Below are 24923 nucleotides of genomic sequence, written 5' to 3' on the forward strand. Positions count from 1 at the left end.
TGTTTTTCGTACATTAGCCACACTACCATCATCTAAAAATTGTATGAAAAAACAAAAAAACTTAACGACATCAGTCTGTTCTTTCTTAATGACGGGTTTTATGGCAGCCCAGACCACAAAGAAAACAGATTCTTTAGAAGAAAAAAAAATTGATGACATTGTAATTATTGGCTACAAAGCACAGAAGAAATCCAGTCTTACAGCCGCTGTCTCTGTTATTTCCGACAAAAAGCTTCAGGATTCCAATACTCCAAGCGTATCCGGTCTTCTGCAGGGAAAAGCTGCTGGTGTCCAGATTTTGCCTGGTGGAGGTTCTGCTGGCTCAGTAGCCACTGTAAAAATCAGGGGTACTTCCACCATCAATGGTCCCAGTTCTGCCCTTTGGGTAGTGGATGGCGTAGTAATGCCCTATGCTCCCAATCTGGATCCCAATCAGATAGAAAGCATCAACATCCTGAAAGATGCTGCTTCTACAGCCTTGTATGGTTCCAGAGCTGCCAATGGTATTGTACAGGTGTTTACCAAATCAGGAAATTCAGGAAAAGGTACATTAAGTGCATCTCTTAATAATTCTTTTAATGTGTTTAACAACGGGCGCTTTAAGCTTATGAACGGAACGCAGCTGTATGATTATTTCACCTCATTAAAAGGAGCACCTGAAATCCCTAAAACTCTTAGAAACGATGGCTACAACTGGCTGAAAGACGGTACACAGACAGGAGTTGTACAAAATTATACTATTGATTTCAGAGGCGGGTCAGACCATTCCAAAACCTATATTTCAGGAAATTATTATAATGAAACCGGAACAATAAAAGGAGATGAATACAACAGGCTTTCATTCAGAATTAATCATGAACAAACTATAAAGCCCTGGTTGATACTGAAACCCAAAGTCAGCTTATCATATACCACGGGAAAAGATACTCAGGCTTCCCTTTATCAGATGTACCTTAATATGCCATGGGACAATCCCAGAGATGCTAATGGAAATCTGATCCGGGTGGATGAGGATTATACAGATTGGTATGGAAGAGATAAAAGCAGCTATCTGTATGACCTTCAATGGAACTATGGCAAAAGTAATCAGCTTGATCTAATAGGAAATATAGATGCTGAAATCCTGTTTACCGATTATCTCAAATTCATTAGTACAAACAATGTCACCTACAAAAACTATGATGATATGTACTATACCGACCCAAGATCAATCAGTGGAACAAGTAATAAGGGGGAACTAACAGAAAACTATCAAAAAGATATCAGCAAATTTTTCAACCAGATGCTGAGGTTTGATAAAGATTTTGGAAATCATAATATCAATGCATTAGCTGCGTATGAATATACCGACAGATTCTACAAAGCCTCAAAAGCAGGTGTTTATGGGGTAGTACCTGGTACAGATATTTTCAACACAGGTGCCACAACAGGTGAAAAACCATCGGGAACTAAATCAGATAGAGCTTATAATGCTTTTCTGTTTAACGCTGAATATGTGTTTAATAAAAAATATTTCGTTCAAGGGTCTTTAAGGAACGAATCATCTTCTGCATTCGGTGCCAATAAAAGAAACGGCTTATTCTATGCCTACAGTGTAGGATGGAATATTCATAAAGAAAACTTTTTCAAGATAGAACCTATTAATGAATGGAAATTACGAGCGAGCAGGGGTCTTGTGGGAAATACTCCAAGCCCCAATTATGGATGGCAGGATCTCTACAGTCTTACACAGAAATATAACGGACAGATAGGAGCAACATGGTATCAACTCGGAAACCCTGGACTCACCTGGGAATCTATCTATCAGAATAATATCGGTACAGATATCAGAGCATTTAACAACAGACTGACTTTAAACATTGATTATTTTAACAATAAAACAAAAAACTTACTGATGCTTGTTACCCTTCCATCACTGACAGGGGTTGACAGACAGTATCTGAACATTGGTGATGTCAAAAACAAAGGTTGGGAATTCAATGTAAATTACTCCATTATTCGCTCAAAAGATATCAGCTGGGATCTTGGATTCAATATCAGTACTTATAAAAACAATGTACTGTCGACCCGAAATAATGGCACACAAGTATTAAGTAATTACCATGTAGCCATACCGGGGTATGACGTTAACTCTTTCTATATGAGAAAGTGGCTGGGGGTAAATCCGGACAATGGTGAAGCACAATGGGAAGTAATCAACCCGGACGGAAGCAGAAGTGCAACCTCAAAATATAACCTGGCTACCGTACAGGTAGTAGGAGCAGCCACACCAGATTATTACGGCTCTGTAAGTACTAATCTTACTATCAGAAATTTTTACCTTGCCGCAAATCTTTATTTCTCACAGGGTGGGCAAGTATATAACTCGTACAGGGAATTATTTGATTCAGACGGTGCCTATCCATATTACAACCAGATGGTTTTGGAAAACGGATGGACAAGATGGGAAAAGCCTGGAGATATCGCAACCCATCCGGCTGCTGTATACAACAATAATTCATTAACAAATAAGCCGTCTTCACGTTATCTTGAAGATGCCAGCTTTGTCAAATTAAGATCACTGAGAATAGGATATAATTTTCCGGCATCTCTAACAGAAAAGATGAAAATAAAATCAGCTAATATTTATATTATGGGTGAAAATTTATTCACCATCACCAAATTCTCCGGAGTAGATCCGGAAGTTGGTAATGCAGATAGCCAAAGTGTCTATTCCGGCAATGCAGGAGCTATCTACCCTATTCCAAGAAGATTTTCATTAGGCTTAAACTTTACTTTCTAAAAAAATAATTATGAAAAAAATACTTATTCCCATTCTTATAATATCGTTGACGGCATGCAACATAGACCGTTCGCCATATGATTCAAAAGAGTCTGATGTGGTTCTGGCAGACGCAACAGGACTGCAGACTATCACCTTAGGAAATTATGCATTGCTTAAAGGTGATGCTGACGGTGGCGGCTTTTATAACAATCTGTACAGGATCAGTGAATATGGTGGTGATAATGTCGATATAAGCGGAACGACCAGCGATTCATTCTTCTATTATTATAATTATAAAAGCATTAAAAATAATTACCGCACCAATATCATCTGGAACTCCGGATATAAAGCTATCATCGGTTGCAACAGATTGATCTCAAAGGTTGCTGAAGGAAAAGACACAGAAACAGATCAGCTGATAGGCGAAAATTATTTCCTGAGAGCTTATGTATACTTTTCTATGGTCAACGTCTTTGGAAGACCGTATAATCAGGGAACAGGTAATCCCGGAGTACCCTTAAAACTATCTGACGATGTCAACGATTTGCCTGCAAGAGCCACGGTAGGAGAAATATATAATCAGGTGGTAAGTGATCTTTTAAAGGCTGAAAAACTGATGACACTAGATAAAGATAACATATACGCGTCCAAAGAAGCTGCGCAGGCCTTACTTTCCAGAGTCTACTTGTACATGGAAAATAATGATAAAGCGATAGAATATGCAGATAAAGTCATCAATTCCGGAAAGTATACGCTTTTGTCCAAAGCAGAATTTCCTGCCTATGCTACCAAGACTCCTGAAACCAATACAGAGACCATTTTTGCATTTAAATATAACAAAGATGGAGACTATAGTGATGGCTGGTATACAATAGGTTCTATGTATGCCACCATACAGAATGTAGGTTGGGGTGAAATGTACGCTTCTTCCTCTTATCTGGATCTTATCAATCAGAACCCTCAGGACGCAAGGCTGAAGTTTATTTCCCCAAAATACAGCAGTCCGGCAGTTCCTGTAGCCTATTGGGTGCAAAAAGGAACCAGCTCATCCAGCGCCGCAACCTACAGCTATCAGTTCCAAAAAACCTTCCAGCAGAATGGAAATACTTATTTTACCATGAATAATATCAATTATCAGGTACTATCTGAAGCAGCACCTAATAAAACAAACTATTATTTTGTTAACGCAAACGGTGGGAAAACTTATGTATACCTAGATAATGACATGGATAAAAGAAACGGATATCCTAAATTTTATGTTTTAAAATGTTCATTACAGGAAGGGGTTCCTCAGTTATGGTCGCCGGTTATTGTACGACTGGCAGAACTATACCTGAACAGAGCTGAAGCCTATGCGAAAAAAGGAAATACTGCTTCAGCACTCACAGACATAAACATTATCAGAACAAGAGCAGGAATACCTGCATATAATTCAGTCCCTGCAGGGCAGACTATTCTGGACGTTGTTCTACAGGAAAGAAGGTTGGAAATGGCTTTTGAAGGACATAGAAGATACGATGTCTTCAGAAACAAACTGGATCTCGACAGACAATATCCCGGAACTCATTTAAGTGGAAGCAATGCTTTTTATACAGTACCTTATACCCATAACAGAGTGGTAGAATATATTCCGGAACAGCAGATCCAGATCCAGCCAAATCTTGTTCAGAATCCCGATTAAGAATAATACGGAAACCAACAGCATTCAAAAATTTCAAACCAACAAAAAAGAGGCTGTCCTGAATATGGGCAGCCTCTCTTTATATATTTTGATATTTTAACTTAGAATTTCCATCCTACTGTAAGGAAGAAATTATTTCTGTTGTTTTTCACCTCACTTGCCGCATACGCATCACTTTCAAAGATGTTATTAGCAGAATAATAAGATGAATCAGAATTTCCATCCATATATCCTCTCATGAAAGGATTAGTATACTTAGATGAGATGTTCTGATAAGATGCATCTACATAGAATGATTTGAAGTCATACCCGATACCAAAAGAAAGGGTATTTCTGTCACTTAGCATCATATTGCTGTACGATTGATCTCCTACAGTACCTGCATCATTAAATCTGCTGATCGTAAGGGCATCAAAAGGAGTTGACTGGTAGGCGTAACCACCTCTCAATCTGAACTGCTGTACTCTGTACTCCGCTCCTACTCTTACTTCAGAAAGATTCTTGTAGTTTTCTTTAAAGAAATCATTCAAAGCTCTTTCCGCACCTCCATATACCTTGTAATCAGGCTTTGTAAGTCCAAGGGTATAATCTACGTTCAATGAGAAATTTTTACTCGCTACAAAGGCAGCACTCACTGTTGCTTTAAGCGGTGAAGTGAACTTTCTATTTTCAGCTCCCATATCATCTCCATACACAGGATCGTTATAGAAATAATAATTTCTGTCTATTGTCCAGAATGTAGGCGTTTCAAGAGATGCTCCCAATCTGAAATTTGGACTTAACTTACCGATTACCCCTAATGAAGCAGAAAAACCTGAAGATCTTTCTGAATAAGGAGTATCCTGCTTACTGAATCCTTCTGTGGAATTATTGGTCAGATTTCGGTAAAACAAACTATCATACTGATCCAATGAAGCATTGAAAAAATTGAAACCTGCTCCTAAATATAAATTATGATTATAGTTGGCACCTACCCCGAAACTCATCTTTGACAGGTTACCGTATCTTTCATACATATGCCCTGCCAATGCCGCGTCTTTGGTAATATCATCCTTATCAAAAGCATAAACGATATTATTATTACCCGGCGTCTGGATTACATTATCCAGCGTCTGGTTAGAAAAATTAATACCAATATTGATGAATTTCCAGCCGGTTTCTGTCATCAAAGGAAAAGCAATGATCCCTCCGGCATTCCCTAAATCTCCTTTGGTTTTGCTGTAGTCAATCGAAGATCCCGCCAGAGAACTGGTGTTTTTATTTCCTAAAATAGATAAAGTTCCTGAAACCTCTCCTGAAATAGCGACTCCTAAACCTGCAGGGTTGGTAAGCAAAGAATTCGCATCACCTCCCAGCGCACCATTAGCACCAGCCATCGCATTAAACTTAGCTGATCCCACCATAGGAGTACTTGAATAAACCTCTACTGTATTTCTTATGACAGAAACATCCTGAGCCTGTGCATAAAATGCAGCAGAAATACTCATTAATACTAAAGATTTTTTTAACATTATTTTTAAATAGTTTATTAATTTGAAAATTATCTGAAGCCTCCTCTGCCTCCGCCGCCGGATCTCATTCCGCCGCCTCCTGAAGAACCGCCTCTGAAGCCTCCACCTCCGGAGTTGAAGCCACCACTGGATCTGAAACCTCCTGAGTCGTTAGATCTGAAACCTCCGTTATTGTTGTTGTATCTTGGCTGTGGCTGCTGATAATTGTAATTGGGTCTTGTTTGTGGTGCCGAATTACGGAATCCACCGTTAGACTGTGTATTTCTGAAACCTCCGGAGTTACCATTTCTGAATCCGCCATTACTGTTACTGTTTCTGAAACCTCCGTTGGAATTAGTGTCTCTGAAACCACCATTGTTATTGGTATTTCTAAAACCACCATTCGTATTTCTGAAACCTGAATTGTTGGTATTCGTTCTGTAAACTGCGTTGGCTACCCCTGTATTCTGGAATCCGCCTCCGCTGACACCACTTCTTCTGTAAACAGGTCTGTTGTAGTAGCCACCACCCCAGTAACCTCCACCGTATCCCCAATATGGGTTACCGTAGTATCCGCCCCAGAATGGATCATAGTATCCGCCATAGCCGTATCCCCAGTATGGACTTCCCCAGCCGAAAGAGCCTCCCCAGCCCCAGCCGAATGATCCGCCCCAACCCCAGGACATACTTGCACCCCAGCCCCAGCCGCGGTTCCAGCCCCAGCCCCAATATGGGCTGTAACCACCATACCATCCCCACGGAGATCCCCATCCCCATGAGTTGTCATAGTAGTTCGTTTGTGAACCTGCATAAAGTCCCCAATCTGAGTCTGTAGCATTGGAATTCCAGTCTGGATTGGTATTGCTCCAGTCGTTATATCTGTTTTGCTGCTCTCTGGAATTCGTCTGTGCATTCTGAATTACATTGGAATCCTGATAGTAGTCATAATATTCTCCTACTCTGTTTCCGCTATCATTGATGATAACTCCTTCAGGTAGCGTATCCTTATTGGGGTCGTAATACACCCCATCTGTCTCGCTATACCCTCCCATCTGAGCACCACAAGACACAAGTAATAATCCGCCCGATACAGCCAATATCCCTTTGGATCTTAGCAGACCAAGCAAATTTTTATGTATATTTCTTTTCATGATAACGTAAAAATTTTTAATTTAAATTATATTTGCAATCTGTACCAAAAATGTACCAAAATACTGGTAAAAAAATCTATCAAAAATAGATTTTTATTTTTAGATAACAATAATGTACAAAAGTTAAAAAAATTAAAAAAAATAATGGCAAAATTAACCTCAAGAAGCGAAGATTACAGCAAATGGTATAATGAGCTGGTTGTAAAAGCTGATTTAGCTGAAAACTCAGGCGTGCGTGGATGTATGGTGATCAAACCGTATGGCTATGCGATCTGGGAAAAAATGCGTGATGAAATGGATAAAAAGTTCAAAGAAACAGGTCACGTTAACGCATACTTCCCGCTTTTTGTGCCCAAGAGCTTGTTTGAGGCTGAGGAAAAAAATGCAGAAGGTTTTGCAAAAGAATGTGCTGTTGTTACCCACTACAGGTTAAAAACCGATCCGGACAATCCATCCAAACTGATTGTAGATCCGGATGCAAAACTGGAAGAAGAACTTATTGTTCGTCCTACTTCAGAAGCAATTATCTGGAATACCTATAAAAACTGGATTCAGTCTTACAGAGACTTGCCGATATTAATCAACCAATGGGCGAATGTTGTTCGTTGGGAAATGAGAACCCGTCTTTTCTTAAGAACCGCAGAGTTCTTATGGCAGGAAGGGCACACCGCGCACGCTACAAAAGATGAAGCTGTGGAAGAAGCAGAGAAAATGAATAAAGTATATGCTGATTTTGCAGAAAACTTTATGGCTATTCCAGTTATTCAGGGGTTGAAAACACCTTCTGAAAGATTTGCAGGAGCCGATGAGACTTATTGTATTGAAGCATTGATGCAGGACGGAAAAGCTTTACAGGCTGGAACCTCTCACTTCTTAGGACAGAATTTCGCAAAAGCATTTGATGTAAAATTCACCAACAAAGAAGGAAAAATTGAACATGCATGGGCTACCTCATGGGGAACTTCTACCCGTCTGATGGGAGCATTAATCATGACCCACTCTGATGATTTCGGATTGGTACTGCCTCCTACCCTTGCTCCAATCCAGGTCGTGATTGTTCCTATCTTTAAAGGAGAAGAGCAGCTGGAGCAGATCAGTGAAGTGGCTTTGGATATTCAGGCTAAACTGAGAGCAAAAGGAATTTCTGTGAAGTTTGATAATGACACCCAGAACAAACCAGGATGGAAATTTGCAGAATATGAATTGAAAGGAGTTCCTGTAAGAATTGCTATGGGACCTAGAGACCTTGAAAATAAATCTGTGGAAATCGCAAGAAGAGATAACCTGACTAAAGAAGTTCGTTCTATTGAAGGACTTGATTCTTATATCGAAGATCTGTTGAAAACCATTCAGCAGGATATTTATAACAAAGCATTTGAATTCAGAAAAAATAATATCACGAAAGTGGATACTTATGAAGAATTCAAAAAAGTTCTGGAAGAAAAAGGTGGATTCATCTATGCACACTGGGATGGGACAGCTGAAGAAGAGGAACAGATCAAAGATGAAACGAAGGCAACCATCAGATGTATTCCTTTGGATGATGATATAGAAGAAGGAATTTCATTGATCTCAGGAAAACCATCTAAGAGACGCGTGTTATTTGCAAAAGCCTATTAAAAATATTAATGATTTGGAAAAAAATCGTTAATATTTAAAGAAATATTCAAAAAAAAGTGACATTTGGACGGATTTTTGTTTAAATTTATCTCAACATTAATCAAAAAAATTTATTATTATGTCTTTAAATGTCATTGATTTAATTAAAGGACAATTAGGTCCCGCATTGGTTTCACAGGCTGCATCGCAGTTTGGAGAAAGTGAATCCGGTATTTCTAAAGCAATTGGCGGATTATTACCTGCTGTAGTAGGTGGATTAGCCAATAATGCAGATAAGCCTGGCGTTGTGGATGCAATTACACAAGCCTCTTCAAGTGGAATTTTAGGAAATTTATTAGGAGGTTCGTCCAGCAGTCCTGTTATTTCAAACTTGTTGTCTTCCATTTTTGGAGATAAAGTAGGTGCGTTAGTGAATTCCATTGCCAGTTTTTCAGGTGTCAGCAATACCTCTGCAGGTTCTTTGTTAAACCTGGTGACTGGAGCTACAGTAGGCACTATTGGAAAATATGCAGCAGACAATAATCTGGGTGCTTCAGGTATTTCCAGCTTACTGCATGATCAGAAAGGCATTGTTTCTTCTTTACTGCCTGCAGGTCTTTCTTTGGCATCCTTTGGATTAGGAGCTGAGAATTGGTTTGGACAGGCTAAAGAAACGGTTTCTTCAGTAACGTCTACTGCTAAAGATAACATCGCTGAAGGTGTTGCTACAGCAAGAGAAAATGTTTCAGAAGGAGCAAGAGAAGTAAGAGAACGATTTGAAAATAATAACAACAATAATCAAGGCGGAGGTTCAATCTGGAAATGGTTGCTTCCGCTTTTATTATTGATAGCTGCTGCTTATTTCTTATGGAAACAGTGTGAGAAAAAGCAGACGACTACCACTACTACCACAACATCTGACTCAGCAGCAACCAGTACAGCAACAGATACTGCTGCTACAACGGGAACAGCAACACCTGCTCCGGCAACAGCTAAAACAGATGAAGACATTGATCTTAACGGAGTGATGTTAAAAGGTTATAAAGGAGGAATGGAAGATCAGATGATTACATTCCTGAAATCCGGAAACTATAAAAATGCCGCTGATGATGCAGCATTGAAAGATAAGTGGTACGATTTCGATCACGTAAATTTCAAAATGGGAAGTGCTACTGAACTTGAGGCAGGTTCACAAGGGCAATTGGATAACCTAGTGGCGATCCTTAAAGCTTTCCCAGATGCAAAAATCAAAATCGGGGGTTATACGGATAAAACCGGAAACGAAGCCAACAATGTAAAACTATCAAAAGCCAGAGCTGAATATATCAAGGCTGCTTTAGTAAAAGCAGGAGTTGGTGCTCAGGTTTTAGAAGCTGAGGGCTATGGAAGTAAATTTGCTAAAGTTGATGCTACAGCTTCTGATGCTGAAAGAGCTGCAGACAGAAAAATGGCTGTAAGATTTGCTAAATAATCTTTAGATTCAATAAAAATTATATCCCGGAAAGCAAATTTCCGGGATTTTTTTATGCGATGATTTTTCTGTTTACATTTATTTAATTAAATTTGTTAGTCATTTCTAACATTTATGAACTTCAATATAAAAAGCGCCTGGCGAAAAGATAAAACAAACCATTCCCTGTCAGAGGTCTATTCATCAATCAAAGTTCCTAAAAATGCAACTTTCTGGAGAAAGTATCTTGCATTTGCAGGACCAGGACTGATGATTGCTGTAGGTTATATGGACCCGGGAAACTGGGCAACAGATATTGCAGGGGGAGCTCAGTTTGGATATACCCTCCTTTCAGTAATTCTTATTTCAAATATCTTTGCCATGGTTTTGCAGCACTTATCTGTTAAACTGGGGGTAGTTGCAGAAAGAGATCTTGCCCAGGCCTGCAGAGACCACTTCAGTCCTACCACGAATTTTATTCTATGGGTATTCTGTGAAATCGCCATTGCCGCCTGTGATCTTGCCGAGGTCATCGGTTCTGCTATTGCGTTAAATTTGCTATTTCATATTCCACTGACCTGGGGGATTGTTATTACAACAGTAGATGTATTAATCATCCTTTTACTTCAGGCAAAAGGCTTCCGATGGATCGAAAGTATTGTAGGAGGACTTATCTTCATTATTCTGGCGTGTTTCGTATATGAAATCGTTATCTCAAAGCCTGCTTTCAATGAGATTCTGGGAGGTTTGGTTCCACAAAAGGAAATCATTCAGAATCCTGCCATGCTTTATATTGCGATCGGGATCTTAGGAGCTACCGTCATGCCGCATAACCTGTATCTGCACAGCAGTATTGTGCAGACCAGGGATTATCCCCGTAATACTGAAGGAAAAAAAGAGGCCATAAAGTTTGCCACTATAGACAGTACAGTTTCATTAATGCTGGCTTTCTTCATCAATGCTGCAATCCTTATTCTGGCTGCTGCTACATTCCATACTACAGGAAACGAACATGTGGCGGATATTCATGATGCCTATAAAATGTTAACCCCAATTTTAGGAGCTTCTATGGCTAGTATTGCATTTGCGATTGCATTATTGGCGTCCGGGCAAAACTCCACATTAACAGGAACTCTTGCCGGGCAGATCGTCATGGAAGGTTTCCTGAATATCAGATTAAAACCATGGCTGAGAAGACTGATCACCAGACTTATCGCTGTAATCCCAGCACTTATTGTTGCCATTCTTTACGGTGAACAGGGAACAACTGAATTATTGGTTTTAAGCCAGGTAATTCTTTCCATGCAGCTGAGCTTTGCCGTTGTTCCACTGGTAATGTTTACCAATGATAAAGCCAAAATGGGTGAATTTGTCAATAAACCATTCCTGAAAATCTGTGTATGGATTATTTCCATTATTATTATTGTTTTAAACCTTTATCTGTTATATCAGACATTTACAGGAGAATAAAGGTACAATGACAGTTTTTAAATTGACTGTTGGACATTATTAAGTGAATGGTTAATGGTCAATTTTTGCTTTGCAAAGTCAATTTTTTACCCTACTCCACAATAAATTCACAAGCGAAGCGCATTGACGTATTCATTTACCATTACTTCTTTTTTCTGCCTTAATGTCCAGATTTTAGATTTGGCAGACTCTTTGTCAAACAATCAGTAAATAAATATTGAATTATGGAAAACCAGGATATTAACGAAGAAAGCATCAATAATCAGGAAGAAAACAATGTTCAGAATGACGCAACATCACAGGACAATGTGACAGCTGCACCTTCTCCGGAGGAACTTTTGGCAGAAGAGAAAGACCGTTACATCAGACTGTATGCTGAATTCGAAAATTATAAAAAAAGAACAAGCAAGGAGAAGATGGAATTCTTCCAGTATGCCAACCAGGAGATGATGGTTTCAATGTTAGGAGTTTTGGATGATTTTGAAAGAGCTTTAAAAGAAATCGCTAAAAACGGAAATCCGGCTGATCTTCAGGGTGTAGAGCTTATCTATCAGAAATTCAAGAATAAACTTACCGAAAAAGGCTTACAAACAATGGAAGTAAAGGCTGGTGACAGCTTTAATGTTGATTTCCATGAAGCGATTACCCAGATCCCTGCTCCATCGGAAGATTTGAAAGGAAAAATCGTAGACGTTATTGAAACAGGGTACACTTTAAATGATAAAGTAATCCGTTTTGCAAAAGTAGTAACAGGAAATTAAAATTCATAAATGATAAATGATGAGTGATAATTGAATGTTTCACTTATTAGCTTTAGAATATCTTTTATCATTTATCAACAATCAATTATAAAATTGTCATGTCAAAAAGAGATTATTACGAGGTTCTTGAGATCAGCAAATCTGCATCAGCCGACGAAATAAAAAAAGCATACCGTAAAATGGCCATCAAATTCCACCCGGATAAAAATCCAGGGGATAAAGAGGCTGAGGAAAAATTTAAAGAAGCTGCTGAGGCTTATGAGGTTCTGAGCGATGATCAGAAACGTGCCAGATACGACCAGTTCGGACATGCCGGAATGGGTGGAAATGGCGGTTTCGGAGGCGGAGGCTTCGGAGGCGGAATGAATATGGAGGATATTTTCAGCCAGTTTGGAGATATTTTCGGTGGCGGTTTCGGAGGATTCGGCGGTGGCGGTGGAGGCCGTCAGCAGGTGAAAGGTTCTAATTTAAGAATCAGAATCAAGCTGAACCTTGAGGAAATGGTAAACGGTACTCAGAAAACCATCAAAGTAAAGAAAATGAAGATGGCGGAAGGTGCCACTTCAAAAACATGTCCTACCTGTAACGGTTCCGGTGTTCAGTTAAAAGTGATGAACACGATGTTCGGTCAGATGCAGACTCAAACTACCTGCGGTACATGTCAGGGAATTGGAAAAGTTGCTGACAAAATTCCTGCAGGGGCGAATGCACAGGGTCTTATTAAAGATGAAGAGGAAATTACCATCAACATTCCGGCAGGTGCAAGAGACGGTATCCAGCTTAATGTAAGAGGAAAAGGAAATGATGCCCCATTTGGAGGTGTTCCGGGAGACTTATTGGTGATTATTGAAGAGGAAGTAGATCAAACGATCAAAAGAGAAGGTGATAATCTTCACCAGGAATTATATGTTTCATTTGCTGAAGCTGCTTTAGGAACCAAGAAAGAAATTCCTACCGTTGGCGGAAAAGTGAAAATTACCGTTGATCCGGGAACTCAGTCCGGAAAAATCTTAAGATTGGCAGGAAAAGGACTTCCGAGCATCGACAGCTATGGTAAAGGAGATATGTTCATCCACATCAATGTATGGACACCGCAAAAGCTTACCAAAGATCAGAAGGAATTCTTTGAAAAGCAGATGTCCAGCGGAGAAATGGTTGCAGAACCATCCGGAAAGGAAAAAACTTTTTTTGATAAAGTAAAAGATTTATTCAATTAATATAAAAAAGAGACTTGTAAAAAGTCTCTTTTTTGCTTTAAACAAACACCTAGTTTTAACGCAAAGAAAAACTAGTTCACATGTTTTATTAAAGAAGGCAAAGGATAGCGACTTTGTCGCTGAGAAAGCTTTGTGGATAAAACCGTCTGCTCATTAAAAATCAATTTATTGATTTCATCTTTGCTTCCTGTTAATAAAAAATAGTAAGATTAAGACTTTGCGTTAAAAACATAGATTTTAATATAGTAAATATCAAATTTCAGTAATATTAAACAGTTCTATAAATAAAAAATCCTGTACTCTCTCGAATACAGGACTTTTTGATTATTTAATTTTAATTCTGTTTTATTTTTTTGTTGTCAGGGAATAGATTCCTTTTCCTAAAGTGAAAACCAATACTGCAGCAATTCCCCCTACAAGACCGAAAGTAAACTCTTTCAGCATAGACGGCCACGTTGGAAGCAGCTCGTGTAAATAATGAATATTATGAGCAAAAATTCCTCCTGAAACCAGGATCAAAGCAATTGTTCCTACAACTCCTAAAAGTTTGATGATAACTGGCAATGCCTTTACCAATAAGTGACCAAGCTTGGAGAAGAATCCTTTGTCATGACTCTTTTTAATCAAACTGAAACCTGCATCATCCATTCTTACGATCAATGCAACAATTCCATACACTCCTACTGTTGCAATAAATGATACAAAAGTTACCGTTAAAATCTGTGTAAGAAGCGGATGTTCCTGCTGGATAACCGTTCCCAATGCAATAATTACAATTTCAATAGAAAGGATAAAATCTGTTCTGATCGCTGAGTTTATTTTTGCTTTTTCAGAAACTTCAGAATTTTCTTCTTCGTCACTTTCTTTGATGACTTCGTGCCCTTTTTTGGAACGGTGAAACAGGAATTCTATAATTTTCTCTACTCCTTCAAAGGCAAGATATATTCCCCCTAAAATAAGAATCATTTCAATAGCCGGTTTGTACAGCCAGTTGAGAAGAAAGGCAATAGGAAGAATGATCAGTTTATTGATAAATGATCCTTTGGTAATAGCCCACAGAACCGGAAGTTCTCTGGAGGAAAGAAAGCCGGTGGCTTTTTCTGCATTTACAGCCAGGTCGTCCCCTAAAATTCCTGCTGTCTTTTGTGTAGCAATCTTACTGGTAACTGCTACATCATCCATCAATGCTGCAATATCATCCAAAATAGCAAAAAAGCCTGATGCCATATTTTAATAATTTTTTAATCTTTGTTAAGTCCAGCAAAAATAATTATTTAATTCCGTTTTTGGATTCATAATATGACAATAATTTTCAAAATTATGAGAATCATTAAGCAATCCTTCACTTTCAATATTTTATATCTTTGTTTAAAACCTATTCAATGGATAAAAACTGGGAAGACCAATTACAAAGTTTATGGCTACAACTGGGAACGATAAGCAATGAAGCATTTATTCAGCACATTAAAAATCATGTAGAATTACTTACAGATAACAATTCCCAGGCTGTTGCCGATTTTGAAAGAGCCTGCGCTTTTGATTCCACCGGACATGAAAAGGAAGCAGAGCCTTTGTACAGATCGGCATTGGATCACGGATTAACCGGCTTACGAAGAAGAAGAGCAAGAATCCAACTGGCAAGTACCTTAAGAAATAATGGAAAAACAGAAGAAAGCATTCATATTTTAAGGGAAGAAAAAGCTCATTATTCTGATGAGCTAAATGATGCAGTAGATTCTTTTTTAGCGTTGTCCCTTTCTTCAGCCGGGAAATATGAGGAAGCATTATCATTAACTTTAAAGGCACTTTCCCACCATCTGCCAAGATACAACCGGTCTGTTTACAATTATGCCAAGGGTCTGCATAATGAATTGTAATAATATTTTTTTTATTTTTACTTTATGAAAAAGCTCATTCTCCGGTATCATTTTTTCGCTATGGGATGTGTTGGCTTCGTGCTGCAGTCCTGTAATACGAAATTCAGGGTTTGGGTAGGTCCCGGAGGCCAGCAGAAGATTTACAATCTGAAATATGGTGAGCATAAAAGACAGAAAATGGATATCTTTCTTCCCAAAGATTATGCTGAAAATTCCCCTGTAGTCCTTATCGTTCATGGCGGCGCCTGGACTTTGGGTAAAAAAGAACATATGATCCAGGTTCAGAAGATGCTTTTTGAAAATAGAATTCCAAGCATCAATATGAATTACAGGCTGGTTTCTCCAAAGGAAAAAATCACTTATAAACAACAGCTTGAAGATATTGCCCTTGCCATTGAAAAATTCAATTCTCTAGCGGAAAAAGCAGAGCTTCAGCCCAATAATTACATTCTTCTGGGAGAAAGTGCCGGCGGACATCTCGCCTTACTTTACGGTTATCAGCATCCCGAGCAGATCAAAAAAATCATCTCTTTAAGCGGGCCAACAGATTTTTACAGCTCAGAATATCTTAAATCATTTTATTCAAAATATACTTCTCCTACTTTTCAAAAAGTAGTAGGGACTAAGTTTGACCGGAAAAATATGTCTGAAGCCTTCAAAGAAGCCAGTCCTATTGCTAATATTACCAATGTTCCCACATTGTTGTTTCAGGGAAACAATGATGTACTGGTCAACCAGCATCAGGGAATCGCCATGGATTCAGCGCTTACCCAAATGAATATTCCGCATAAATTCATTTTCATGAAAGGAGCCGGGCATGCCCCCAGATTCTTCAGTAAAAGAAAAAGAGACAGCATTATCTATCCTAATATTCTGGAATGGATTAAAGAATAGTTACCTATTTAATTCACAGAACATATAATTAAACTCCTATTTTAAACAATCCGTTCATAGAATTTTTTTTAATATCCAGCATAAAAAATAATTTTTGTTTGGTGGATATATTTAAAACGCTATGTCCGCAAAGAAATTGTAAGGCTTATATTCTGTGGTCGCAAAGGCACTTCGTTCAGCGAGGTGAGTTACTTAGCTAAATGAAATGCCTCTGCGAACGAAAAGTAACAGATCATAATAATAAACCTTGCGAGCTTTGCGTGGTAAAAATACTTATATAAACAAAAAAGCCATCTCAACAATGAAACGGCTCTATATTTTTGATTGAATTTCTTATTTATTCAAAGTCCTGATCTTCATATTTGGAAAGATCTTCTTTTTTCCCGAAAACAAATTTAATGATTACCGGAAGTGTTGTTACCAATACGATTACAATAATGATGTATTCCAGTTTTTCTTTCAGGTTGATGCCAAACTGCTCCATAAAAAGCTTGTCAAGATAATGTCCTGCAAAGATCAGAATGAAAGACCATAATACAGCACCAATAATATTATCTCTTAAAAACTCTTTTTTATCCATCTTTACGATACCTGCTACAATAGGAGTAAAAGTTCTTACAACCGGTAAGAATCTTGCCATAATAACGGCTAAAGCTCCGTGTTTTTCAAAGAAATCGTGTGCCTGGTAAAGGTATTTTTTCTTAAATAGCATTGAATCCGGTCTCTTATACAAAGCTGGTCCTGCTTTTCTTCCGAAGTAATATCCTACTTCATTTCCAATAATAGCGGCAAGAGCTACTCCTGAAGCCAATAAGGTGGTATCTAAAAAATCGCTCCCTGTAGAGCCAAAAGTCTCTTTGATGATTTCAACGGCATAAATTCCTGAAACGAAAAGTAGAGAATCTCCAGGTAGAAAAAATCCTACAAAAAGACCCGTTTCAGCAAAAACAATAAATAAAATCAGCCAAAACCCTCCCATTTTTATATAAAACTCCGGGTTTAATAAATCCTTCCAGCTATTGAAATCTTCCATAAATATCGATGAACAACAAAAGTAAGTCTAAAATGTCTGAAACAAAAATTAATTATAAGATTTTAACTAAAATTCAAACATGATTTTTATAAGTCGAGATCATCATCGGAAACTGCGGTTCCATCGGCCATTAAGAATGCTTTCAGGAAAGGAGTGATATTACCATTCATTACGGCATCTACATCTGACGTTTCATGACCTGAACGTACATCTTTTACCAGCTTGTAAGGATGCATGACGTAGTTTCTGATCTGGCTTCCCCACTCGATCTTCATCTTGTTGGCTTCAATCTCGTTTCTGGCTTTCATACGCTCTTCCAATTCCATTTCGTAGAGTCTTGAACGAAGGAGCTGCATTGCCTTTTCTTTATTCTGAAGCTGAGAACGGGATTCTGAGTTTTCAATAATAATTCCTGTAGGAGCGTGGCGAAGACGTACAGCGGTTTCTACCTTGTTTACGTTCTGTCCTCCTGCTCCGGAAGCTCTCATCGTTTCAAAGCTGATATCGGCAGGATTGATGTTGATTTCAATGGTATCATCCACCAAAGGATAAACATATACCGAAACAAAACTGGTATGGCGTTTCGCATTACTGTCAAACGGGGAAATTCTCACCAATCTGTGCACCCCATTTTCACCTCTTAAATATCCGAAAGCAAATTCACCTTCAATTTCAAGGGTAACAGTCTTCACTCCGGCCACATCCCCTTCCTGGAAGTTCAGTTCACGGATCTTATAGCCTTGTTTTTCTGCCCACATGGTATACATTCTCATCAGCATAGCTGCCCAGTCACAACTTTCTGTTCCTCCTGCTCCTGCTGTAATCTGAAGGACTGCAGAAAGTTCATCACCTTCATTGGAAAGCATATTTTTGAATTCCAGGTCTTCAATTTTTTCCACCAATTGCGGGAATGTTTCATCCAGTTCTTTTTCAGAATCCGGATCTTCTTTAGCAAAATCAGCCAAAACCTGCAGATCTTCAAACTGTGTCTGAATTTCGTCATAGCTTTCTACCCATTTTTTCTTGGAACGAAGCTGCTTTAAAAAAGCTTCAGCTGTTTTGGGATTGTCCCAAAATTCCGGTGCTGCAGTTTTTTCATCATCATTGGCAATTTCAATCTTCTTTTTTTCAATCTGAAGGTATCTGTGTAAGTCTTCAATCCTGGATTGAACTTCTTTTATCTGGTCGTTGTTAATCACGAGTTTTTCTTTTTTGCAAAAATAAGGAATTCTTTTAGAGTGGAGAGGTGCGGGGTTTTAGTTTTCGGGGTTCGGGATTCGAGTTTTTCGAATACTTGATTTTTTTTGGAAATTTAATAGAGGTTCAGGATCTGATTTAGGAGAACTATTCCTTAACAATTTCAGCGTCAAAGCTTCTTCTAAGATATTCTTTTGCTTGTTTACTTTCCGATTTGAATCCTACCATAGTTAAAGCGTAGACAAACAAGAGCATACCCAGAGGAAGAAAAAGTTCTACTGCTATTTCTTTTTCCCTTATAGCTTTTATAGAGACACCTATGAAGAAAATCAGGGCAAATGAGCACCAGACTATTAAGAAAAAGAAGACAAAAGCATTTAATGACATGGTCACCTGTATTTGGGTTCCATTATTTCCATTTTGAATTTTACCATTGATCTGAGGAAGAAATGAGTTTCTGTATTGTATCACTCTGCTTATTTCAAAGCTATTATTATCCACAGATCCTTCATAATCTTTTATATAATTCTTTCCCAAACCAAATTTTTTAGGTTCTACAAAACCAGAAAGTCTTGTTAATACTTCCTTTTCAGACAAATTTGTTTTGTAAGTAATACGTTCAAATGGTAAGTATTTCATGGGTATCAACTTGATATTTATATCATTTCTGCTATTATCTCTCCAATTTTTGGAGCCAGGGCCACCCCCATTCCTGAAAGTCTTACCGCGCAAAACTGTCTTTCTGAAAGTTGTTTTACAATGGGCGATTTTTCTTCACCCATAGCCATTATTCCCGACCAGCGAAGGGCAATTTTAAAGTCTTTATGAGGAAGAATGATCTCTCTTAAAAAGTTTTCCAGGTGATTCTGCAGAAACTCTGTTGTTTCAAAAGCCGTTGTTTCTTCTGTTTTAAAATCCTTATTTCGCCCGCCACCTAGTAATATCCGGTTTCCTACATTTCTGAAATAATAATACCCTTCGTCATAATGAAATGTTCCTTTAAGTTTCAATTCATCTACTGGCTCAGTCAGGAGAACCTGTCCGCGGGCAGGAACGATAGTTTCTTCTTTCAGAAACTTTGAAGTGAATGCATTGGTACAATAAATAAGCTGCTCGGCGATTACAGAAAGATCTGTTGAAAACTGCACCTCAACTTTGTCCGTTTCTTCAATATTTTGAACTTCCGTTCCAAATAGAAACTCAATTTTCAGTTCGTGACACTTTTCTAAAAGCTTTTGTAATAATTTTCCTGAATGCAGACTTCCTTCACAGGGATTTTCTATCAGGAATTCAGATTTTCCAAGTCCGAATTCCTGTATTTTATTTTGATTCAAAGCATAAGTCTGAGCCCGTCCGGTTATTGTTTTCAGTTTTTCATTGACTACTTCAATATGAGATAAAGGGTCTTCATTATTTATAATTTCATAACCTCCATTCAATTCAAAATCAATTTCATCATGTTTAAAATAATGCTGGATTTTCTGAAGTCCGTTAAATCTCATTGTAACAAGCTCCAGTGTTTTTTCCCAGCCCATTTTCTCAGAATCGGCAATGACTTCGGTAAGACTTCCAAAGCAGGCAAATCCGGCATTTCTTGTGGAAGCTCCCAATGGAATGCTATTCCGCTCAATAATCAGAACAGATTTTTCAGGATACTTCTCCTTTATGGATATGGCTGTCCAAAGCCCGGAAAACCCCGCACCAATAATGATGATGTCTCTTTTTCTGTAGAAAGTATCCAGTTCCCAAATACTGTTCATAAATAATGAGTAATAAATAGGTAATGAGTAATTTTTATAAAGTCTTAAACTTTAAACTTTAAACTTTAAACGGTTTATCCTTTATCTCCTTCTTCATTATGCTGGAATCCTATTGCTCTTTGCGGCTCTTCGACAACTCTGTAGGTTTCCAGTTCATTTTTCAGAGCCTGAATCCTAAACCTGAAGTCATCAAAATTATTGATAATGGCATCCGCAAGAAATCGTGCTACCTGATCAAGGTATTCTTCAGTAAGTTTTGATCCTGCATCCCTTAATGCGCTGTCTAAAATTTTCTGATCAATTTTCAGCTTTTCGTTTCTGGTCCTTTGATACAGGTTTTTGATTCTTTTCTTTAGGCTTTGCGTAAAGTCAATCAGCATGGTATTACTAAATGCTTTCATCTTTGAAGAAATTTCATGCCAGAATGGAACTTTATCAGCCTTGTTATTTTTAAGTATTTTATAGAGTAAAGAATCTTCTTCCAATCCTCTGGTCATGGCATAAAGAATGATTTCCGAGCGCTCAGCAGCATTGGGTGGAAAAATAGGAATCAGCACATCAAATCTTCCGGGTGCCAGAATTTCCTCATCAATTTCAGCCACAGAATTAGCTGAACCTACCATTAAAACACCTTCTTTTTCAAACTTTCCGATATAGTGAAGAATCAGTTCCTGAGCCTCAAGATTGCAGGAAGCAATGTCTGTTTCCGCCCTTCTCTGCATCATAATTTCATCAAAATCATCCATAAAAAGAAGCATTTTGTTTTCCTTCATCATACTCACCAGGAAATCACTGAAATTAATCTCATTTCCATCAATCAGCGAAGTTCCCAAATAATGTTTTTTGACTTCCTTAAACTGATATCCGATAATTTCAGCAATTTTGTTGGCCCAGAATATCTTACCGCTTCCGGGAGGTCCGTACAGAATAATCCCTGCAGGCTTGTTGATGCCCCAGTCTTTGATCTGCTGCGGATTCAGGAAGGGTTCCAGAACAGTGGATGTATAAAAAAACAGGTCTCTGTATCCGATAAAATCTCTTTGCTGAAGGCTGGTTTTATGCCCAAAATAATCGTAGACAAACTGATAATTCCCTCCCAGTTTATTATCAATTCCATAGCTTGATATGGAGGATTTGTAAAAACCATTATCGAAAATATTGAGATTATTGTCTTTGATCACCTTTTCAACCTTGTCTTTTGGCTGCTTAATGACTTCGGCAATCTGCTCCAGGGTTTTATTCTTATCAAGATCTTTTTCATAAAGTCTTAAAAAATCTACATTTTCGCGGGCAAATTTTTCAAAATCTTTTTTTACCTCAAAATTGGTACTGATACAATCTACCAGTTCAAGATCAAAATCCTGGATAAACTGTTTTATGGCTTCTGCAGATACATTTAATTCTTCTGCCAGTTCAATTAGCTTCATAACTGTTGATTAATTCTATCAAATTTAATGTATTTGTCCATAAATTAATGTTGATTTATGATAATTCTGTAACATTCTCTAATTTATATAGACTACTACTATGTAAAACAAATTACATGGAAAAGATTTTATCAGTAAAAAATTTGACGAAAAAATTCAAAAGAGTTGTGGTCAACAATATTTCTTTTGATGTCGAAAGAGGAAATGTTTATGGCCTTTTGGGACCGAACGGAAGCGGAAAATCCACTACTTTCGGGATGCTGCTTTCAACCATCAATCCCACCAGCGGAGATTGGTTCTGGTTTGGCAAGAAAGGAACTGATCCTGACACCTTAAAAAAGATCGGAGCGATTATTGAACAGCCTAATTTTTATCCTTATCTAAGTGCAGAAACCAATCTTAAGATTGTCGCTGAAATTAAGCAAACACCCTACTCAAGGATTGACGAAGTTCTGAAAACGGTTAATCTGTATGAAAGAAGAAAAGATACTTTCAAGACTTTCTCTTTAGGAATGAAACAGCGTCTGGCGATTGCTTCTGCCATGCTGAACAATCCGGAAGTATTAATTTTGGATGAACCGACCAACGGACTGGATCCTGAAGGAATTATTCAGATCAGAGAAATTATCAGTGATATTGCCAAGCAGGGAATCACCATTATCATTGCAAGCCATCTTCTGGATGAAATTGAAAAAATCTGCAGCCATGTCATTGTCTTGAAGGAAGGAAATTCCATTTACTGCGGAAGAGTGGATGAAATGACTTCCAACAACGGATATTTTGAGCTGAAAGCTGATAATAACACCTTACTTTTAAATGCGTTGAACGAACTTCAGTGGTTCTCGTCCATCAATCAGGAAGGTGATCTTATCAAAGCTCAGATCCGTGATGACGCTTCTATTTCAGCTTCGGCAATGAATCAGAAACTGGCTGAAAAAGGAATCTATCTTTCTCATTTAACAAAGAAAAAACTGTCTCTAGAATCTCAGTTCCTTGAACTTGTAAAAAACACCAATTAATCATGATCAAATTATTAAAACTTGAATATTACAAAAACCTGAACTATAAACCGTTCAGAGTTTTCACGACACTTTATTTCGCCATTCTTATTGCTTTACTTTTCATTGGATTGGTTGACTTTGATATTTTTGGAGGAACGATCAATTTAAAAGAACAGGGAATTTATAATTTCCCGGAAATCTGGAATTTCACCACATGGATTGTTGCTTTGCTGAAAATTTTCCTGGGACTGATCATTGTTTTCTCTATTTCCCAGGAGTTCAGCAACAGAATGTTCAAGCAAAACACGATTGACGGACTGAGCAGAAAGGAATTCATCACTTCAAAATTGCTGACGATAAGCATTTTCACTATTGTTTCGACAGCCATTGTGTTGGGAATTACGTTGTTTCTGGGCTATCAATATTCGAATACAACGGACTCTACCAAGGCTTTTGCTGAAATGTTCTTTATTGGAAATTATTTTGTGAAGCTATTTACGTTCTTTTGCTTCTTAATGTTCCTTTCCATTTTACTGAGAAAATCTGTTTTTGTTTTTCTTGCCCTTTTCGTTTTCTGGATTGGCGAAGGAATTTTAACTGCTCTTGAAACGTATTCAAAAGTAAAGGGAATGCAGGGACCGCAAAGAAATGAGGTTCTTCAGAATGATTTTTTTATCTCGCACCTTTTACCGCTTGAAAGCATGTCAAGCCTTATTCCTAACCCAATGATGAGATTAAATATGGCTAAAATGATGGGCTTAAAATATGAGTTCCACTACCCTACGGAAAGTCTTATCGCCTGTCTGGTATGGTGTGCTATTTTTATATTCGGTTCGTACTGGATTCTGAGAAAAAGGGATTGGTAGATGGCTATATTTAGGATTTAAAGATTTAAAAAATTAAAATATTTAAAGATTATTTTTAAGTGGTTCGTTTTCGGATTTCTCCTATTTCTGAATATCTCCATGTTCAGCATCAAAGAAAGATTTCAACTACATCATTAATTCAATATAAAAAGGCTGCCCAACGGCAGCCTTCTTTTCATATTACTTTTTATCTAACAACGGAAGATATTTTCCGTATCCTTTGCTTTCCATTTCCGCTTTTGGAATAAATTTCAGCGAAGCACTGTTGATACAGTAACGAAGTCCACCTTTATCCTGCGGCCCGTCTGTGAAAACGTGTCCCAAGTGGGCATCCCCCGTTTTACTTCTTACTTCCACTCTGTCCATACCAATCGAACGATCCAGTTTTTCCTCAATCAAACCTTTGGTAATCGGTTTTGAGAAACTTGGCCATCCGCATCCGGATTCAAATTTATCGGTAGAGACAAACAAAGGTTCCCCTGTTGTAATATCTACATAAATTCCTTCACGGGTTTCATTCCAGTACTCATTCTGGAAAGGTCTTTCGGTACCGTTTTCCTGGGTAACATTATATTGTTCTGCAGTCAGTTTTTCTTTTAAAACTTTTTTATCCTGCTTTTGGTAAGCCGGTTTTGGAAGCGGGTTGGCTTTTTTGGCCATTTCAAAAAGTCCCGGTTCAATATGACAGTAACCGCCTGGATTTTTATCCAGATAATCCTGATGATAGTCTTCAGCCCTGTAGAAATTTTTCAATGGAATAGTTTCTACGACTACTGGTTTATGATAATTCTTTGCCAGCTTCTGAACTTCCGCTTTTACCACCGCTTCATCTGTTTTATCAGTGAAATAGATTCCTGTTCTGTACTGGTTTCCTCTGTCATTTCCCTGCTGATCTTTGCTTGTAGGATCAATGGTTTTAAAATACAGATCAATCAATAGTTTCAGATCTACCTGCTCAGGATCATATTTTACTTTTACGGTTTCTGCGAAACCTGTTGTATGGCTTACGACTTCTTCATAAGTAGGATTTTTGGTATTACCGTTGGCATAACCAACTTCTGTTCCTACCACGCCACGAATCTGTTGAAAAAAGTGTTCTGTTCCCCAGAAACATCCACCTGCAAAATAAATCTCTTTAACGTTCTTGTTATCCATAATTTCCTCATTTTCTTTTTTTATTTCCACTACATTGGACTTTGTTTTTCTGAAAAGTCCTGATTCCGCAGCAAATACTGCTATACCCAGAATGATTCCGAGTGCAATTAATATATTCTTCATTTTTACT

Annotated in this window: 20 protein-coding genes; 11 read left to right on the forward strand and 9 right to left on the reverse strand. The window is 38.0% G+C overall.

From position 1 onward, the window contains the following. The first annotated feature begins 43 nt into the window (after positions 1-43). Both AC5YGI_RS02770 and AC5YGI_RS02775 read left to right on the forward strand, forming a co-directional pair. Complete coding sequence (locus tag AC5YGI_RS02770; protein ID WP_496167438.1) at positions 44-2782, forward strand: SusC/RagA family TonB-linked outer membrane protein; 2739 nt, start codon at positions 44-46, stop codon at positions 2780-2782. A 10-nt stretch (positions 2783-2792) separates the two neighbouring features. Further along, positions 2793-4445, forward strand: coding sequence for a RagB/SusD family nutrient uptake outer membrane protein (locus AC5YGI_RS02775; RefSeq protein ID WP_496167440.1), 1653 nt, complete (start codon positions 2793-2795; stop codon positions 4443-4445). A gap of 101 nt (positions 4446-4546) precedes the next feature. On the opposite strand, the gene AC5YGI_RS02780 is transcribed toward AC5YGI_RS02775, so the two are convergent. Further along, positions 4547-5932 (reverse strand): OmpP1/FadL family transporter, encoded by a 1386-nt coding sequence (locus AC5YGI_RS02780; RefSeq protein ID WP_227943975.1) that lies wholly within the window; start codon positions 5930-5932, stop codon positions 4547-4549. A gap of 53 nt (positions 5933-5985) precedes the next feature. After that, positions 5986-7086, reverse strand: coding sequence for a prolyl-tRNA synthetase (locus AC5YGI_RS02785; protein WP_330745645.1), 1101 nt, complete (start codon positions 7084-7086; stop codon positions 5986-5988). 144 nt (positions 7087-7230) lie between these two features. Between AC5YGI_RS02785 and proS the strand changes: the two genes are divergently transcribed. The 5 genes from proS to dnaJ all read left to right on the forward strand — a co-directional run bounded on the left by proS (position 7231) and on the right by dnaJ (position 13583). Continuing rightward, positions 7231-8706: a proline--tRNA ligase gene (proS, locus tag AC5YGI_RS02790; protein ID WP_496167443.1), complete on the forward strand. Its 1476-nt coding sequence runs from the start codon at positions 7231-7233 to the stop codon at positions 8704-8706. Between the two features lie 118 nt (positions 8707-8824). Continuing rightward, positions 8825-10156: an OmpA family protein gene (locus AC5YGI_RS02795; RefSeq protein WP_110009269.1), complete on the forward strand. Its 1332-nt coding sequence runs from the start codon at positions 8825-8827 to the stop codon at positions 10154-10156. A gap of 114 nt (positions 10157-10270) precedes the next feature. Next, positions 10271-11605 carry an Nramp family divalent metal transporter gene (locus AC5YGI_RS02800; RefSeq protein ID WP_330745644.1) on the forward strand — a complete coding sequence of 445 codons (1335 nt, stop codon included), beginning with the start codon at positions 10271-10273 and terminating at the stop codon, positions 11603-11605. A 221-nt stretch (positions 11606-11826) separates the two neighbouring features. Beyond that, the gene (locus AC5YGI_RS02805; RefSeq protein WP_395974916.1) at positions 11827-12366 is read left to right on the forward strand and encodes a nucleotide exchange factor GrpE; all 540 of its coding nucleotides are present in this window, start codon (positions 11827-11829) and stop codon (positions 12364-12366) included. Positions 12367-12464: 98 nt separating this feature from the next. Continuing rightward, positions 12465-13583, forward strand: coding sequence for a molecular chaperone DnaJ (gene dnaJ / locus AC5YGI_RS02810; RefSeq protein ID WP_496167446.1), 1119 nt, complete (start codon positions 12465-12467; stop codon positions 13581-13583). 345 nt (positions 13584-13928) lie between these two features. On the opposite strand, the gene AC5YGI_RS02815 is transcribed toward dnaJ, so the two are convergent. Next, positions 13929-14810 (reverse strand): DUF808 domain-containing protein, encoded by an 882-nt coding sequence (locus AC5YGI_RS02815; protein ID WP_330745643.1) that lies wholly within the window; start codon positions 14808-14810, stop codon positions 13929-13931. A 155-nt stretch (positions 14811-14965) separates the two neighbouring features. On the opposite strand from AC5YGI_RS02815, the gene AC5YGI_RS02820 reads away from it, so the two are divergent. Both AC5YGI_RS02820 and AC5YGI_RS02825 read left to right on the forward strand, forming a co-directional pair. Then, a complete protein-coding gene (locus AC5YGI_RS02820; RefSeq protein WP_330745642.1) occupies positions 14966-15460 on the forward strand; it encodes a tetratricopeptide repeat protein in 495 nt (164 codons plus the stop codon). Between the two features lie 24 nt (positions 15461-15484). Further along, entirely contained in the window at positions 15485-16354 is an 870-nt protein-coding gene (locus AC5YGI_RS02825) for an alpha/beta hydrolase (protein WP_330745641.1), read from the forward strand. Positions 16355-16691: 337 nt separating this feature from the next. On the opposite strand, the gene AC5YGI_RS02830 is transcribed toward AC5YGI_RS02825, so the two are convergent. The 5 genes from AC5YGI_RS02830 to AC5YGI_RS02850 form a co-directional block, all read right to left on the reverse strand. Beyond that, positions 16692-17387, reverse strand: a complete 696-nt coding sequence (locus tag AC5YGI_RS02830) for a DedA family protein (RefSeq protein WP_110009261.1) — start codon at positions 17385-17387, stop codon at positions 16692-16694. A gap of 86 nt (positions 17388-17473) precedes the next feature. Continuing rightward, positions 17474-18586 (reverse strand): peptide chain release factor 2, encoded by a 1113-nt coding sequence (gene prfB / locus AC5YGI_RS02835; protein ID WP_062671212.1) that lies wholly within the window; start codon positions 18584-18586, stop codon positions 17474-17476. Positions 18587-18731: 145 nt separating this feature from the next. Next, positions 18732-19223 carry a hypothetical protein gene (locus AC5YGI_RS02840; RefSeq protein ID WP_330745640.1) on the reverse strand — a complete coding sequence of 164 codons (492 nt, stop codon included), beginning with the start codon at positions 19221-19223 and terminating at the stop codon, positions 18732-18734. Between the two features lie 17 nt (positions 19224-19240). Next, positions 19241-20344 (reverse strand): NAD(P)/FAD-dependent oxidoreductase, encoded by a 1104-nt coding sequence (locus AC5YGI_RS02845; protein ID WP_496167450.1) that lies wholly within the window; start codon positions 20342-20344, stop codon positions 19241-19243. 74 nt (positions 20345-20418) lie between these two features. Next, positions 20419-21771: an ATP-binding protein gene (locus AC5YGI_RS02850; protein WP_446106433.1), complete on the reverse strand. Its 1353-nt coding sequence runs from the start codon at positions 21769-21771 to the stop codon at positions 20419-20421. A 116-nt stretch (positions 21772-21887) separates the two neighbouring features. On the opposite strand from AC5YGI_RS02850, the gene AC5YGI_RS02855 reads away from it, so the two are divergent. Together AC5YGI_RS02855 and AC5YGI_RS02860 are read left to right on the forward strand one after the other, a co-directional pair. After that, positions 21888-22790 carry an ABC transporter ATP-binding protein gene (locus AC5YGI_RS02855; RefSeq protein WP_330745637.1) on the forward strand — a complete coding sequence of 301 codons (903 nt, stop codon included), beginning with the start codon at positions 21888-21890 and terminating at the stop codon, positions 22788-22790. Between the two features lie 2 nt (positions 22791-22792). Continuing rightward, positions 22793-23638: an ABC transporter permease gene (locus tag AC5YGI_RS02860; RefSeq protein WP_496167453.1), complete on the forward strand. Its 846-nt coding sequence runs from the start codon at positions 22793-22795 to the stop codon at positions 23636-23638. A gap of 180 nt (positions 23639-23818) precedes the next feature. On the opposite strand, the gene msrB is transcribed toward AC5YGI_RS02860, so the two are convergent. Further along, positions 23819-24916 carry a peptide-methionine (R)-S-oxide reductase MsrB gene (msrB, locus tag AC5YGI_RS02865; protein ID WP_496167455.1) on the reverse strand — a complete coding sequence of 366 codons (1098 nt, stop codon included), beginning with the start codon at positions 24914-24916 and terminating at the stop codon, positions 23819-23821. Between the last annotated feature and the right edge of the window lie 7 nt (positions 24917-24923).

It is taken from the genome of Chryseobacterium sp. CS3K3.1, from assembly GCF_059515165.1.

What these genes read in the sequence shown, in the direction of transcription:
- AC5YGI_RS02770 (WP_496167438.1), top strand. Translation starts at nt 44, where the DNA reads ATGAAAAAACAAAAAAACTTAACGACATCAGTCTGTTCTTTCTTAATG.
- AC5YGI_RS02775 (WP_496167440.1), top strand. Translation starts at nt 2,793, where the DNA reads ATGAAAAAAATACTTATTCCCATTCTTATAATATCGTTGACGGCATGC.
- AC5YGI_RS02780 (WP_227943975.1), bottom strand. Translation starts at nt 5,932, where the DNA reads ATGAGTATTTCTGCTGCATTTTATGCACAGGCTCAGGATGTTTCTGTC.
- AC5YGI_RS02785 (WP_330745645.1), bottom strand. Translation starts at nt 7,086, where the DNA reads ATGAAAAGAAATATACATAAAAATTTGCTTGGTCTGCTAAGATCCAAA.
- proS (WP_496167443.1), top strand. Translation starts at nt 7,231, where the DNA reads ATGGCAAAATTAACCTCAAGAAGCGAAGATTACAGCAAATGGTATAAT.
- AC5YGI_RS02795 (WP_110009269.1), top strand. Translation starts at nt 8,825, where the DNA reads ATGTCTTTAAATGTCATTGATTTAATTAAAGGACAATTAGGTCCCGCA.
- AC5YGI_RS02800 (WP_330745644.1), top strand. Translation starts at nt 10,271, where the DNA reads ATGAACTTCAATATAAAAAGCGCCTGGCGAAAAGATAAAACAAACCAT.
- dnaJ (WP_496167446.1), top strand. Translation starts at nt 12,465, where the DNA reads ATGTCAAAAAGAGATTATTACGAGGTTCTTGAGATCAGCAAATCTGCA.
- AC5YGI_RS02815 (WP_330745643.1), bottom strand. Translation starts at nt 14,810, where the DNA reads ATGGCATCAGGCTTTTTTGCTATTTTGGATGATATTGCAGCATTGATG.
- AC5YGI_RS02820 (WP_330745642.1), top strand. Translation starts at nt 14,966, where the DNA reads ATGGATAAAAACTGGGAAGACCAATTACAAAGTTTATGGCTACAACTG.
- AC5YGI_RS02825 (WP_330745641.1), top strand. Translation starts at nt 15,485, where the DNA reads ATGAAAAAGCTCATTCTCCGGTATCATTTTTTCGCTATGGGATGTGTT.
- AC5YGI_RS02830 (WP_110009261.1), bottom strand. Translation starts at nt 17,387, where the DNA reads ATGGAAGATTTCAATAGCTGGAAGGATTTATTAAACCCGGAGTTTTAT.
- AC5YGI_RS02840 (WP_330745640.1), bottom strand. Translation starts at nt 19,223, where the DNA reads ATGAAATACTTACCATTTGAACGTATTACTTACAAAACAAATTTGTCT.
- AC5YGI_RS02845 (WP_496167450.1), bottom strand. Translation starts at nt 20,344, where the DNA reads ATGAACAGTATTTGGGAACTGGATACTTTCTACAGAAAAAGAGACATC.
- AC5YGI_RS02850 (WP_446106433.1), bottom strand. Translation starts at nt 21,771, where the DNA reads ATGAAGCTAATTGAACTGGCAGAAGAATTAAATGTATCTGCAGAAGCC.
- AC5YGI_RS02855 (WP_330745637.1), top strand. Translation starts at nt 21,888, where the DNA reads ATGGAAAAGATTTTATCAGTAAAAAATTTGACGAAAAAATTCAAAAGA.
- AC5YGI_RS02860 (WP_496167453.1), top strand. Translation starts at nt 22,793, where the DNA reads ATGATCAAATTATTAAAACTTGAATATTACAAAAACCTGAACTATAAA.
- msrB (WP_496167455.1), bottom strand. Translation starts at nt 24,916, where the DNA reads ATGAAGAATATATTAATTGCACTCGGAATCATTCTGGGTATAGCAGTA.